The 14038-nt window shown below is 74.4% G+C and carries 11 protein-coding genes; 5 read left to right on the plus strand and 6 right to left on the minus strand.

Annotation, left to right across the window (positions count from 1 at the left end):
• The 4 genes from mutL to AAC134_RS04735 form a co-directional block, all read right to left on the minus strand.
• Positions 1-1925 (minus strand): DNA mismatch repair endonuclease MutL (gene mutL, locus AAC134_RS04720; protein ID WP_339947906.1); only part of this gene is annotated, 1925 nt, incomplete at its 3' end.
• Positions 1926-2487: 562 nt separating this feature from the next.
• Positions 2488-3588 carry an NAD(P)/FAD-dependent oxidoreductase gene (locus AAC134_RS04725; RefSeq protein ID WP_339947907.1) on the minus strand — a complete coding sequence of 367 codons (1101 nt, stop codon included), beginning with the start codon at positions 3586-3588 and terminating at the stop codon, positions 2488-2490.
• Positions 3589-3600: 12 nt separating this feature from the next.
• Entirely contained in the window at positions 3601-4497 is an 897-nt protein-coding gene (locus AAC134_RS04730; RefSeq protein ID WP_339947908.1) for a 4-(cytidine 5'-diphospho)-2-C-methyl-D-erythritol kinase, read from the minus strand.
• Positions 4498-4582: 85 nt separating this feature from the next.
• Positions 4583-6313: a tetratricopeptide repeat protein gene (locus AAC134_RS04735; protein WP_339947909.1), complete on the minus strand. Its 1731-nt coding sequence runs from the start codon at positions 6311-6313 to the stop codon at positions 4583-4585.
• Between the two features lie 299 nt (positions 6314-6612).
• On the opposite strand from AAC134_RS04735, the gene AAC134_RS04740 reads away from it, so the two are divergent.
• The 5 genes from AAC134_RS04740 to AAC134_RS04760 all read left to right on the plus strand — a co-directional run bounded on the left by AAC134_RS04740 (position 6613) and on the right by AAC134_RS04760 (position 11255).
• Complete coding sequence (locus AAC134_RS04740; RefSeq protein ID WP_339947910.1) at positions 6613-6879, plus strand: hypothetical protein; 267 nt, start codon at positions 6613-6615, stop codon at positions 6877-6879.
• A gap of 38 nt (positions 6880-6917) precedes the next feature.
• Positions 6918-7385, plus strand: coding sequence for a signal peptidase II (gene lspA, locus AAC134_RS04745; RefSeq protein WP_339947911.1), 468 nt, complete (start codon positions 6918-6920; stop codon positions 7383-7385).
• Between the two features lie 64 nt (positions 7386-7449).
• Positions 7450-8133 carry a DUF3035 domain-containing protein gene (locus AAC134_RS04750; protein ID WP_339947912.1) on the plus strand — a complete coding sequence of 228 codons (684 nt, stop codon included), beginning with the start codon at positions 7450-7452 and terminating at the stop codon, positions 8131-8133.
• 324 nt (positions 8134-8457) lie between these two features.
• The gene (locus tag AAC134_RS04755) at positions 8458-9912 is read left to right on the plus strand and encodes a pitrilysin family protein (RefSeq protein ID WP_339947913.1); all 1455 of its coding nucleotides are present in this window, start codon (positions 8458-8460) and stop codon (positions 9910-9912) included.
• The gene (locus AAC134_RS04760; protein ID WP_339947914.1) at positions 9909-11255 is read left to right on the plus strand and encodes a pitrilysin family protein; all 1347 of its coding nucleotides are present in this window, start codon (positions 9909-9911) and stop codon (positions 11253-11255) included. Before AAC134_RS04755 ends, AAC134_RS04760 begins: the two co-directional genes overlap by 4 nt.
• A 321-nt stretch (positions 11256-11576) precedes the next feature.
• Here AAC134_RS04760 and AAC134_RS04765 read toward each other — a convergent pair whose 3' ends face one another.
• Positions 11577-12377, minus strand: a complete 801-nt coding sequence (locus AAC134_RS04765) for a sulfite exporter TauE/SafE family protein (RefSeq protein ID WP_339947915.1) — start codon at positions 12375-12377, stop codon at positions 11577-11579.
• A gap of 4 nt (positions 12378-12381) precedes the next feature.
• Positions 12382-13905, minus strand: a complete 1524-nt coding sequence (locus AAC134_RS04770) for an aldehyde dehydrogenase family protein (RefSeq protein ID WP_339947916.1) — start codon at positions 13903-13905, stop codon at positions 12382-12384.
• Positions 13906-14038: the final 133 nt, after the last annotated feature.

A 14038-nucleotide genomic window follows, 5' to 3' on the forward strand; every position in this document is an offset into this window, starting at 1 on the left:
CGCCCGAACAGCTTCTCGATCTGGGCGAGCGTCAGGGTCACGTAGGTCGGGCGGCCGTGGTTGCACTGTCCCGACATCGGGGTCGCCTCCATCTCGCGCAGCAGCGCGTTCATCTCCGCCGCCCCCATCCTCCGCCCCGAGCGGACCGAGCCGTGGCAGGCCATGCGCGAGAGCACCGCGTCGAGCCGCGCGCGCAGCGCCGCGCTCTCGCCCTCCTCGGCCAGCTCGTCGGCCACGTCGCGCAGCAGCGCGGCGGCGTCGGGGGTTCCGAGCTCGGCGGGGGTTTCGCGCACCGCGAGGGCGCCGGGGCCGAAGGGCTCGATGGCGAGGCCGAGCTCGGCGAGCGTCTCGGCGGCGGCCAGCAGACGCTCGGCGTCCTCGGAGGGAAGCTCGACGATCTCGGGGATCAGCAGGGCCTGGCGGCGCACGCCCGCGCCGGCGGCCTGGCGCTTGAGGCGTTCGTAGACCAGGCGCTCGTGGGCGGCGTGCTGGTCGACGATGACCATGCCCTCGCGGGTCTGGGCGACGATGTAGTTCTCATGCAGCTGGGCGCGGGCGAGGCCGAGCGGCAGGTCCTGCGCGCCAGCCTCGTCGGGCTCGGGCGCGGGTTCGGCGCGGGCGGCGCGCCAGGCGGAGGGCTCCTCGGCGAGGCCGGGCTGGGCGGGGGGCCGCGCCTCGGCCCCGAACCCGGGGGCGGGGGCGCCTTCCGCCGGGGCCTGGAAGTCGTAGGCGCGGCGGACCTCGGCGGCCGAGGGGCGGTCGAGGCGCGGGCCCCAGCCGGTCAGGCGGGGGGCGACGGGGGCGTCGGGCTCGGCCCGAAAGGCGCCCATCGCGGCCTCGCCCACGGTGGAGGAGGCGCGATGCCCGCCCTCGGCCAGCGCGTGGCGCAGGGCCGAGACCAGCAGACCGCGCGCCACGCCGGGCTCGCGGAAGCGGACCTCGGTCTTGGCGGGGTGCACGTTGACGTCGACGAGCTGGGGATCGCAGTCGACATAGAGCGCCGCGGCCGGGTGGCGGCCGGAGTGGAGCACGTCGCGATAGGCCGCCCGCAGCGCCCCGGTCAGCAGCTTGTCGCGCACCGGGCGACCGTTGACGAACAGGAACTGCGCCACCGCCGCGCCGCGCGAATAGGTGGGCAGACCGGCGAGGCCGGTCAGGCGCAGGCCCTCGCGCTCGGCCTCGATCTCCAGCGCGTTGTCGGCGAAGTCGCGGCCCATGACGCGCGCGAGGCGCAGGCGGCGGGCGTGGCGGGGCTCTCCGGGTTCGGGGTCGGCGCGGAACAGGATCCGGCCCTCGGAGGAGGCCCTGGCCGCGGTCTCGGAGACGTCGCACAGCACGAAGCCGACTTCGGGGGCGGCCATGGCGAGGCGGCGGACCATGTCGGCGACGGCCTGGGTCTCGGCCCGATCGGTGCGCAGGAACTTCAGGCGGGCGGGCGTGGCGTGGAACAGGTCGCGCGCCTCGACCACCGTGCCGCGGGCCAGCGCCGCGGGCGCGGGGTCGGCCAGGCGGCCGGCGTCGCAGCGCAGGGTCCAGGCGGCGTCGGCCTCGGCGGCCCGCGAGGTGAGCGTGAGGCGCGAGACGGCGGCGATCGAGGGCAGCGCCTCGCCGCGGAAACCGAAGCTGCGGATGTCCAGAAGGTCCGCGCCGTCGGTCTTGGAGGTGGCGTGGCGCTCGAGCGCGAGGGCGAGCTGATCGGCCGGGATGCCGTGGCCGTCGTCGGAGACCCGGATCAGGGTGCGTCCGCCGTCGGCGATGGCGATCTCGATCCGGCGGGCGCCGGCGTCGAGGCTGTTCTCGGCCAGCTCCTTGACCGCGGAGGCCGGACGCTCGACCACTTCGCCCGCGGCGATGCGGTTCTGGGCGGATTCGTCCAGCCGCTGGATCGGTCGATTTTTCGAGATATAGGGGCTGGGAGCGTTCATGCCCCTAGGGCTAGCATGACGAGGTCGAGTCGGGAAGCGCGCGTCCCAGGTGGGAAGTGGCGCGCGAGCCGGCACGGGCGTGGCGCGCAGGGCGGGCCGTGCGGCCGGGTGGTCCGTGCGTGGTCCTTTGGCGAAAGCCGGGTGGGGACCGTGCCGCGACCCGTCGACGGCGAAGCCGTCGTGAGGCCGGGTCCGGAGTTCGTCTCCCTGGGCAAGGGCGCAGAAGGCGCCCGCTGAGGGGTTGAGGCAAGAACGTGCGCGCGCCTTCGAGCGCGCCGGCGCGGTGAGACGCGATGGCCCTCGGGTTTCCAGCTCCGCGCTCGTCGGCGTCGGCGGGCGGCGCACTGGTCAGCGGCAACCGTCTGCGCGCCGGTCAGCGTCGGCTGGCGGTTCGCTGGTCGCCATCGGCTGCCAGCGCGCTCGTCAGCGCAGGCGGCCGGCGCGCAAGCCGGCGTCGGCTGGCGGTGCTCCCCAGCGTCGTCGGACTTCGGGCGCGCCAGCTCGGGGCGTCGCCCCACAGGGGCCGACAGGGGCGGGCGCCCCTCCCGCGGCGGCGGCGGGGTCAGGCGGCGTGAGCCCGGTCGCGAAGCCATTCGCCGATGGCGAGCGAGGAGGTCAGGCCGGGGCTTTCCATGCCGAACAGGTTCCACAGACCGGGGACGCCGTGAGTCTCGGGGCCGTGGAGGGTGAAATCGGCGAAACCGCCGGGGTCCTCGCCGATCTTGGGGCGGATGCCGGCGTAGGCGGGGGCCAGGGCGCCGTCGGGAAGCTCGGGCCAGTAGCGGCGGATCGCCTCGTAGAAGCGTTCGCCGCGGGCGGCGTTGACGGCGTAGTCGACCGCCTCGATCCACTCGACGTCGGGGCCGAACCGGGCGCGGCCCTGCAGGTCGAGGGTCAGGTGAACGCCCAGGCCCCCGCGCTCGGCCGGGGCGGGGTAGATCAGCGTCTTGAAAGGAGTCGGGCCGGTCAGGGAGAAGTAGTTGCCGCGCGCCAGGGTCAGTTTCGGCAGCGTCGCGACCGGGTAGCCGCGGAGCGAGGCCGCCAGCGGGATCGCGTTGAGCGCGGCGCAGTTGACCACCGTGCGGGCGCGCAGCGCGATGCCCGAGGCCTCGATGGTCACGCCGTCCGGGCCGGCCTCGCCGCCGGCGACGGGCGAGGCGAGGGCGACCGTGGCGCCGTGGTCCTCGGCCTCGCCCTGGTAGGCGAGCATCAGGCCGTGGCTGTCGACGATGCCGGTCTCGGGAGAGAGGAGCGCGCCCTCGGTGCGCAGGGCGGGCTCCATCGCCAGGGTCTCGGATCTGGTCAGGCGGCGCATGCCCTCGACGCCGTTGGCGCGGGCCTTGGCGAGCAGGTCGTCGAGCAGGGGGAGCTGGTCGGGGGTCGAGGCGACGATCAGCTTGCCGCATTTCGAATGGGCGACGCCGCGCTCGGCGCAGTAGGCGTAGAGGGCGCGGCGACCCTCGACGCAGAGGCGGGCCTTGAGGCTGCCCTGCGGGTAGTAGATGCCGGCGTGGATGACCTCGGAATTGCGGCTCGACATCTGCGAGCCGACCAGGGTCTCGGCCTCCAGCACCAGCACCTCGCGGCCGGCGCGGGCCATGGCGCGGGCCACCGACAGGCCCACGACGCCGGCCCCGATCACGAGGCAGTCGACCTCTTCCATTGCGATCCCCCTTCAGGCGCCGGCGGAGCGGCCGGCGGCGGCCCAGAGCCCGGCGCGGCGCAGCGCCTGCGCCCCCGCCTCGGCCTCGGGCATGGTTTCAAAGAGGCCATAGCAGGTGGCGCCGCTGCCCGACATGCGCGACAGGCGACAGCCGGGCTGCGCGGCGATCGCCGCCAGCAGATCGGCCACGGGGGGCGCGACCTCGCGGGCGGGCGGCTCGAGCATGTTGGAGGTGGCGCGCAGCCAGCTCACCAGCGCGTCGAGGGTGGCGCAGCCCTGCGCGGGCCAGGCGGCGGGGGCGCCGTCGCGATGGCGGAGGCGGGCGAAGACCTCGGGCGTGGGGGTGGGCGTGCCGGGGTTGGCGAGGAGCATGGCGAGCGGCGGGACGCCGGCGACGGGGCGCACGTCCTCGCCGACGCCGCCCATCCAGGCGGGGGCGGGCGCGCGCAGGCAGACCGGCACGTCGGCGCCGAGGGAGAGGCCGATCTCCGAGAGGCGGGGGAGCGGCAGGTCGAGGGACCAGAGGCGGTTCAGCAGACCCAGCACGGCGGCGGCGTCGGCCGAGCCGCCGCCGACGCCGCCCGCGGCGGGCAGGTGTTTCTCGAGGATCAGGGCGACGCCCAGCGGCTCGGCCGCGCCGGGGCCGCGGCCGACCGCGTCGGCGAGCGCGAGCGCGGCGCGCAGGGCGAGGTTGCGCGCGTCGGACGGAGCGCCGGCGGCGAAGGGGCCCGAGACCGCGATCGTGAAGACGCCCGGCGGGGCGGGGCGGGCGGTCACGACGTCGGCGACGGCCGGGAACACCGTCAGCGAATCGAGCAGGTGCAGGCCGTCCGCGCGCCGGCCGAGGACGTGCAGGTGCAGGTTGACCTTGGCCGGGGCGAGGGCGCTGGCGTGGGACGGGACGGACACGGGGCCAGGCACGGGGCCAGGATCGAGCCCAGGATCGGGCGCCGGGGCCGCGGCGGAGGTCGGGGCCTCCGCCGCGGGGGCCATCTCAGCCGCCATCCGCCTTGGGCGCCTCGGCGCCGGCGGTGCGGGGGGGGCCCTCGGCCCGCTCGTCGGCGAGCACCGCGTCGAGACCGCGGTCGAGCTTGGCGCGGATCCGCTCGGCGTCCTTCTCCTCGGGCTCGAAGGACATGGCGCGCGACCACTGGAAGCGGGCCTCGCGCTTGCGGCCGACCATCCACAGGGCGTCGCCGAGGTGGTCGTTGATGATCGGATCGGTGGGGGTCAGCTCGACCGCGCGCTCGAGGTGGGGGACCGCCTCGTCGAACTTGTCGAGGCGGTAGAGGACCCAGCCCAGCGAGTCGGTGATGTAACCGTCGTCGGGGCGCTGCTCGACCGCCTTCTCGATCATCGCCTGGGCCTCGTCGAGGTGCATGTGCATCTCGACCCAGGAATAGCCGAGGTAGTTCATCACCAGCGGGTTCTCGGGCGAGAGGTCGAGCGCCTTCTGGAAGTCGGCCTCGGCGTCGGGCCAGTCGCCGGCGCGCTCATGGGCGATGCCGCGCTCGTAGAACACCGACCAGTGGCGACGCTCGACCGGCTGGATCAGGTCGAGGGCGCGGTCGTAGGCCGCGGCGCTGTCGGTCCAGCGTTCGGTCCGGCGCAGGGCGGCGGCGAGGCCAAGCTGGGCGTCGAGCTCGGAGGGATAGGCGGCCGAGAGGCTTTCGAGCACCACCACCGCCTCGTCCTGGCGGTCGAGCGACATCAGGGCGTCGGCGCGGCCGAGCTCGGCCGAGATGAACAGGGGCGAGCGGCGGGGGACCACCTGGAAGGCCTCGACCGCGGCTTCCTCCTGGCCCTGGGCGTCGAGCAGGCCCGCGACCAGCAGGCGGGCCTCGTGCAGCTCGGGGCGCAGGGAGAGGGCGATGCGGGCATACAGCAGCGCCACGGCGGCGTTGCGGTCCGAGCCCAGCGCCGCGGCGATCGAGAACAGCGATTCGGCGGCGCCGGCGGAGGCGTCGGCGACCGGCAGGGCGGGAGGCTCGCCCTGGGCCATGCGCTGCAGGGCGGCCGAGGCGGTGCGCTCGTCGCGCGAGGAGGCGACCATGCCTTCGTAGAGGGCGCGCGCCCCCTCGGCGTCGCCGGTCATCTCCATCACCGCGCCCAGCGCGAGGGCGGGACGGCCGGTGACGCCGCCTTCCTCGCGGGTGCGCTCGAGCGCCTCCTTCGCGCCCTCGAGGTCGCCGATCACGGCGCGGGCGAGGCCGAGGTGGTAGTTGCCGAAGAGCTCGCCCATGGCGTCGCCCTCGAGCGAGGAGAACGCCGCCTCCATCCCCTCGCGGTTGCCGGCGCCGGCCTCGGCCCAGCCGCGCAACAGCGCGCCGACGAGGGCGTTGACGCGGCTGTCCTCGAGGGAAAGGGTCTCGACCGCGCCCTCGAAGTCGTTCGAGGCGACGTCGTCGGCGGCGAGCGCGAGTTCGGCGAGCTGGGTCGCGGCGCCGGCGTCGCGCATCACCTGGGCGATGGCGGCGGCGCCGCGCAGGTCGCCGGTCAGGAGCTTGAAGCTCATCGTCCGCTCCCGCAGGCCGGGATTCGCGGGGTCGCGGGCCAGAGCTGCGGCGAAATAGCGCGCCGCGGCCTGGTAGTCGTTGCGCGCCGCGGCGGACTGCGCCGCGAGGTAGGACCCCGAGAGGCCGGAGGCCGAGGCCTGGGCGCCGAAGGCAACCCCGCACCCCGCCATAACCAGCCCGATCAGGGCCCTGTTCAGCTTCGCTCGCATCTGGGCGGTCGCTCCCATCGCCGGAGTCCGGAAGAACGTCATCGCGCGAACATATCCATGCGCAGGCTCCGCGCCAACTCACGGAAGTCGTGAATTCACGCTGTGCGGCGCCCCCACGCCGAGGACTCGCCCAAATTTGAACACTGGCTGACGATCATGTATGAGCACAAACCAAAGCGAGAGCGCGATGAACGCGCGACCACGAGGCCATGACAACACTCCATCGTTTCCTCATAGCCGTGGCGACGCTTGCCCCGCTGGCGACCGCTCCGCCAGCCGCGAGCGCGCAGGACACGTTCGTGACGAGCGGCGGAATCGCGATCCGTCTGGTTCCTGCGGGCGAGCTGTCGTGCAGTGATCTGCACGCCAAGATCGACGAGATCGACGCGACAGGCTATCGGGGGCTGCGGGCGGGTCCCCGCGATCCGCGCGACCGGCGCCTGTTCGAATACGAGAGCGCCGTCGCCAACCGCTATTATTCCTCGTGCGCGTCGGCGGGAAACAACCGCGCGAGCGCGACCGAGATCCTGCGAGGCGGCTTCAAGCCGCGCGCGACCAGCAACTGACGCCGCGCGTGACCGCCGGCGCGAGCTCCGGAGGCCCGATGCGGGCAGGCGTCGTTCTGGCCGCGGGTTCCGCGGCCTTTCTGCTGGACCAGGCGACCAAGTGGTGGGTGCTGCTGGGCCTCGACCTGCGCGAGCGGGGGGTGATCGACGTGGCCGATCCGTTCCTGCGGTTCACGATGGCCTGGAACACCGGGGCCAACTTCGGTCTGGGCGCCCATGTCGGGCGCGGGGTGTGGATCGCGGCGGCGGTGGCGATCTCGGTCGGGCTGGCGATCTGGTCGCGGCGGATGCCCCAGGTCTGGCGGCGCGCCTCGGTCGGGCTGCTGATCGGGGGGGCGCTGGGCAACGCGCTGGACCGCGCGGTGCATGGCGCGGTGTTCGACTTTCTCAACATGAGCTGCTGCGGGATCCGCAATCCATACGCCTTCAATGTCGCGGATGTTTGCATCTTCGTCGGCGCCGCCGGCTTGATCCTGCTCGACGGTTCTGACAAGCAGAGGGCCTGAACGGGCCCCCGCCCGCGCCGCCCGTCGGCGACGGGCCGCGCCGGCCGACAGGAGACCGCGGGACATGACCTATCCCCTCGCCCCCACCGCCGACCCTCGCCGGGAGCCCGGCGCGCCGGAGCGTCGCCGGAGTCTGCGCAGCGACGGCCGCGTGAGCCTCGCGCCGGGCCGGCCCGTTGCGGGCCGCGTGCTGCGCGCGCTGGCGCTGGCCGGGCTTGGCGCGGCGCTGGCGGCCTGCAGCGGGGGGCGCGACATGATCGGCACCGCGATGGGGCTGAACTACGAGTCGCCCAACCCGTTCAACGTCTCGCCCAACGCGCCCCTGCGGCTGCCGCCGAGCTACGAGACGCTGCCCCCGCCCTCGCCCGGCGCGCGCAGCCCGCTCGAGCCCCAGCCCGGGCAGGCGGCCCAGGCGGCGCTGGCCTCGGCCGGCGGGGGATCCGCGCAGCCCGTCCAGGGCGCCGCCCCGACGCCCGGAGAGCTGGCGCTGCTGGAGGCCGCCGGCGCCTCGGCCGCCGATCCGGGCATCCGCCAGACGCTGGAGACCGAGAGGCCGCCGGAGAAGGAGAGCATCTACGCGCTCGACAGCGTCTTCGGCTACAAGATCAACGATCCCGACGCGGAGCAGACGCTGGACGCGCGCGACGAATCCGACGTGCTGCGCAGCCAGGGCGCCCAGACCCCGACCCCGACGCCCGCGGCGCCCGAGACCCCCTCGAACGCGATCAGCATTCCGCTGGGCGGCTGAGCGGCCGCCGCTCCCGAACGTCCGCCGTCCGGCCCGCGCCCCCCGCGCGGGCCGGTTGCGTTTCGGGGCGGCGCTTCAGGGCGGCGCTTCAGGGCGGCGCGATCGGGGGCCGCGATCGGGGGCCGCGTCTCGGGCCCTGGCGCGGGCCGGGCGCGGTCTGCGGAAGCTGCGCAGGGCGCCCGGAGGCCGCCCTCCAACGGGGACGTGAAGCCCGCGCGGCGACGCGCGCCTTGCGCCCGGCTCGCGCCCGCCTAGGTTCGGACGACCGCCCGGCGCGCCCCCACCGGCCCCGCGCGGCCCGTTCCGACGCAAGGGGAGCCCTGCATGATCCTTCCCGCCCCCAGGCCGGCGCTCGCCGTCCTGGCCGCCGCCGCGGCCCTTGCCGCGAGCCTCGCCGCCCCGGCCGCGGCCGAGCCGCCCGTCACCACCTTCGAGCTGGAGAACGGCCTGCGCGCCGTGGTGATCGAGGATCATCGCGCCCCGGTCGTCACCCACATGGTCTGGTACCGGATCGGCGCGGCCGACGAGCCGCCGGGCAAGTCCGGCATCGCCCATTTCCTCGAACACCTGATGTTCAAGAGCACCGACGAGATCCCCGACGCGGCCTTCTCGAAGATCGTGGCGGCCAACGGCGGGCAGGACAACGCCTTCACCTCGCGCGACTACACCGGCTATTTCCAGCGCATCGCCGCCGACCGGCTGGGGCTGGTGATGAAGATGGAAGCCGACCGGATGCGCGACCTGGAGCTGACCGAGGACCAGGTGACGCCCGAGCGGCAGGTGATCCTCGAGGAGCGCTCCTCGCGCACCGACACCAACCCGCAGGCGATCTTCGGCGAGCAGCGGGACGCCGCGCTCTACATGAACCACCCCTACGGGATCCCGGTGATCGGCTGGCGGGCGGAGATGGAGGGGCTGACCCGGCAGGACGCGCTGGACTTCTACCGGACCTACTACGCCCCCAACAACGCCATCCTGGTGGTGGCGGGCGACGTGACGCCCGAGCAGGTCGAGGCGCTGGCGCAGGAGCATTTCGGCCCCCTCGCCCCCACGCAGGACCTGCCCGAGCGCACCCGCCCGATGGAGCCCCCCCAGCTTGCCGAGCGGCGGATGGTCTATGAGGACGCCCGCATCGGCCAGCCCTACCTGATGCGCGAGTACCTGACGATCGCGCGCCGCGACGATGCGGCGAGGGCGGCGGCGCTGCAGGTGCTGGCCGATGTGCTGGGCGACGGCATCAACTCGCGCTTCACCCAGGCGCTGGTGGTCGGCGGGGGCGTCGCCCTGCAGGCCGGCGCCTGGTACTCGGGCGACTGGCGCGACTATGGCGAGTTCGGCGTCTACGCCGTCCCCGCCCCCGGCCGCAGCCTGCAGGAGGCCGAGGACGCGATGGACGCCGCCCTGGCCGAGTTCGTGGCCTCCGAGGGCCCGACCGAGGCGGAGCTGGAGCGGATCAAGATGGGCTACCGCTCGGCCGAGGTGTACCGCCAGGACAGCCAGATGGCGCTGGCCCGCGAATACGGCTCGGCGCTGGCCGCGGACTACACGCTCGAGCAGATCCGGGAGTGGCCCGAGCGGCTGCAGGCGGTGAGCGCAGGCGACGTGATGGAGGCCGCGAGGCAGGTGCTCGACCGCCGCCGCTCGGTGACCGGCTGGCTGCGCCAGCCCTCCGGGAGCGGGACCGAGGCAGAAGCCGGGGCCGGGACAGAGACCGGGGCCGGGGCCGGGGCCGACACCGACACCGGGACCGCCGCCGAAACGCAGGAGCAGCAGGGATGAGCCGTCTCGCCCGCATCGTGGCGCCCGCGCTGGCGCTTCTCGCCCCCCTCGGGCTGCCGTTCGTCCCCGCGCAGGCGGCCACGGACGTGCAGGTCGTCACCTCGCCCGGCGGCATCACCGCCTGGCTGGTCGAGGAGCCCTCGATCCCGATGGTGGCGATCGAGATCACCTTCAAGGGCGGCGCCTCGCGCGAGCCCGACGACAAGGTGGGGGTGACCTCGTTCCTCTCGACCATGCTCGACGAGGGGGCCGGGGAGCTGGAGTCCGCGGCCTTCTCGGCGCGCGCCGACCAGCTGGCGCTGAAATACGGGTTCGAGGCGGGGCGGGATTCGTTCTCGGTCTCGGCGCGGATGCTGAGCGAGACGCGCGCGGACAGCGTCGAGCTGCTGCGCTCGGCGCTCGTCGAGCCGCGCTTCGACCCCGAGCCGCTGGAGCGGATGCGCGCCACGATCCTGGCCAACCTGCGCGAGGCGGCGACCGATCCGCAGGCGATCCTGGCCAGGACCTGGCGCGAGGCGATGTTCGGCGACGATCCCTATGCCCGCCCGCTGGAGGGCACGCCCGAGTCGGTGGCCGCGATCGGCGCCGAGGATCTGCGGGCGGCGCGGGAGTGGGCGCTGAACCGCTCGCGCATGGCGATCGGGGTGGTGGGCGACATCACGGCCGAGGAGCTGGGCCCCCTGCTCGACCGTCTGCTGGGCGACCTGCCCAACGCGCCGTGGGAGCCGCTGGGCCCGGCCGAGCTCGCGGCCGACCGCAGCCTCGAGGTGGTGGACTTCGACATCCCCCAGTCCACCGCCAGCTTCGTGCAGGAGGGGCTCGCGCGCGACGATCCCGACTTCATCCCGGCCTATGTGATGAACCATATCCTGGGCGGGGGGGGCTTCACCTCGCGCCTGACCGAGGAGGTGCGCGAGAAGCGGGGGCTGACCTACGGGGTGTATTCCTACCTTGCGCCCTATGACCGGGCGGCGCTGATGGCCGGCGGCGTGTCCTCGGCCAACGACCGGGTGGCCGAGGCGATCGAGGTGATCCGGGCCGAGTGGGCGCGGATGCGCGACGAGGGCGTGAGCGAGGAAGAGCTCGACGCCGCCAAGCGCTACCTGACCGGCGCCTATCCGCTGCGCTTCGACGCCAACGCCAAGATCGCCGGCCAGCTTGCGGGCCTGATGGAGGAGGGGTTCACCCCCGACTACCTGACCGAGCGCAACGGCCTGATCGAGGCGGTGAGCGTGGACGACATCGCGCGCGTGGCCGGCCGCCTGATGGACCCCGACCGCCTGAAGGTGGTGGTCATCGGCCAGCCCGAGGGCCTGCCCCCCGCGGACCAGCCCGCCGACTGAGCCCCAGCCACGCCCCCCTGCCCCGACGGCCGGCCCCTCCCGGGGCCGGCCGTTTCGATTCCGCGCGCCCCAGGCGCCCCCCGCCCGGGTCCCGCGCGAGCGCCTGTTCTCCGGAGCCGTCCTTCGCTGATGCCGTAAAGAGCGACTCGGCCGCAGGGGTCAGGGATCGCGAAGCGACCCCCGCAGGGGGCTTGTCCTTGACCCCTGCGGGCGAGTCGCTCAGGCATCAATCCGCGAAGGACGGCTTCGGAGGACAGGCGCGGCCCCTGTTCTTGGGTGAGTCAGGAGCTCCGCCGGAGGCTCCCGCCCTCAACCTCCGCGCTATCCGCCCAGCAGATCCGCCGCTCCGCGGATCGCCGAGGCCAGCGCCATGGCCGCCAGCACCCCCAGCGCCAGCCGCCGGTAGCCCGCGTCCGAAGTCCGCGCGAACAGCCGCGCGCCCGCCGAGGTCGAGAGGATCAGCACCGGCAGCGCGCAGACCGCGAGCGCGAGGACCTCGACCCCGAGCACCCCGTTCCAGACCAGCATCGGCGCCGCGACGATCGAGGTGGCGAAGAAGAACACCATCAGGCTGGCGCGCATGGTGGCCGGCGGGTGGCCGCCGCGCATGAACCACACGATCGCCGGCGGTCCGGCCATCGCCGCGAGCCCGCCGAACAGGCCCGAGAGGACCCCGGTCGGCAGCGCGCCGCGGGTCGAGGGGCCCGCCCCCTCGGCCGTGGGCAGCGGCGCCCTGCCCGGCCGCAGCAGCATGGCGAGGCCCAGCGCCACCAGCGCCGCGATCGCCAGCCGCATCGCCGCGGGATCGAGCCAGGCGAGCAGCGCCACCCCGACCGGCGTGCCGGCCACGGCCCCCAGCGTGAGGCGGCCGATCGAGGGCCACTCGACCAGCCGTCCCACCTGCACGACGTCGCGAAAGCCGACCAGCGCCTGCATGCAGATCACCAGCGCCACCGCCTGCGCGGGGACGAGGAACATCGACAGGAGCGGCACCGCGGCCAGCGCGAAGCCAAACCCGGTCAGCCCGCGCAGCACGCCCGCGACGGCGACGGCGAGGCAACAGAGGACCAGCGTCCCCGCCGGCGGCGCGTGGGCGGCCCAGAGGGCGGGAAGGGCCTCCACCCCCCTACATGCCCGCCAGCACGATGGTCTTGTTGCGGGTGAAATGGGCGACCATCGCCTCGAGCGAGGCCTCCTTCCCGAGCCCCGAGCGGCCGAAGCCGCCGTAGGAGAGGTTGGGCTGGATCGTCAGGTTCTGGTTCACCTGCACATAGCCCGCGTTGACCCGGCGCGAGGCGTCGAGCGCGAGCCCGATGTCGCGCGTCCAGATGGTGGCCGCGAGCCCGTAGCGGGTGGCGTTGGCGGCCTCGATCACCGTGTCGTAGTCGTCCCAGGCCTGGATCACGCAGACCGGACCGAAGATCTCCTCCTGCACGCAGGGGGAGGTCTCGGGCAGGTTCAGGAGCAGGGTGGGCTGCATGAACAGGTCGGGCGCGACGCCCTGCGTGGGCAGCTTGCCGATCTTGAGGACCGTGGCGCCGGGGGTCGCCTCGGCGAGGGCGACGTAGCGGTCGACGGTGGCCTTCTGGGTGGCCGACACGATGGTGCCGACGTCGGTCGCCTCGTCGAGCGGGTCGCCGATCACCAGCTCCTCGAGCCTGGCCGAGAGCTGGGCGAGGAAGGCGTCGTAGAGGGTGCGGTGCACGTAGATGCGCGAGGCGGCGGTGCAGCTCTGCCCCTGGCGGGTGAAGCGCATGCCGCCGATGGCGCCGGTCACGGTCTTGTCGAGGTCCGCGTCGGCGCACACGATCATCGGGGACTTGCCGCCGAGCTCGAGCGACACGGGGATGATGCGATCGGCGCCGGCGCCGTAGACGGTCTCGCCGACCTCCTCCGAGCCGGTGAAGGTGATCTTTGCGACCTTGGGGTGGTTGGTGAGCGGGGCGCCGCATTCGAGGCCGTCGCCGACGACCACGTTGACCACGCCCCGGGGCAGCACCTGGTCGAGGATGGCGGCGGCGGCGAGGGTGGCGAAGGGGGCCTCTTCGGCCGCCTTGACCACCACCGTGTTGCCGGCGACCAGCGCGGGCGCGATCTTGAGCGTCATCAGCACCAGCGGCACGTTCCAGGGCAGGATCGCGGCGACGACGCCGAGCGGCTCGAGCGTGGTGACCGACAGGGTCTTCGGGTCGAAGGGGATCGTCTCGCCCTTCAGCTCGGAGCCGAGGCCGCCGTAGAATTCGAGCAGGTCGGCGGCGACCGCGAGCTCGCCCCGGCACTCGGTGCGCAGCGCCTTGCCGGTCTCGCGGGCGAGCAGGCGGGCGATGGGCTCGGCCTGCAGGGCGAGGCGGCGGCCGGCCTCGGCCACCAGCTTGCCCCGCGCGCGGGCGGGGGTGGCGGCCCACTGCGCCTGCGCGCGGGCGGCGGCCTGCACGGCGGCGTCGACCTCCTGCGGGCCGGAGGCGGCGGCCTGGCCGAGCGGGGTCATCCGGGCGGGCTCGGTCACCTCCATGCCGGCGGGCGCCTCGATCAGGGCGCCGTCGATCAGGTTCCTGCGCTCGAGCGCCGCGAGCCAGGCGCGCGCGGCGGCGTCGGGGTCCTGGGCGAGCTCTTCGGGGGCGGTTTCCAGCGGCGAGAGAGGCTTGTTCATCGGGATCGGTCCGTTCGGAGCGCGCGCCGCCGGGGGAGAGACGACGCGCGGAGAGAGCGCGGTCGCCGGGGGCGGCCGCGGGCGGAGCCCCGGCCCCTTGCGGGGCCGGGTCAGCGATGGACGGGGGAGACCG

It is taken from the genome of uncultured Albimonas sp. (assembly GCF_963977235.1).
Classification (GTDB): Bacteria; Pseudomonadota; Alphaproteobacteria; order Rhodobacterales; family Rhodobacteraceae; genus Albimonas.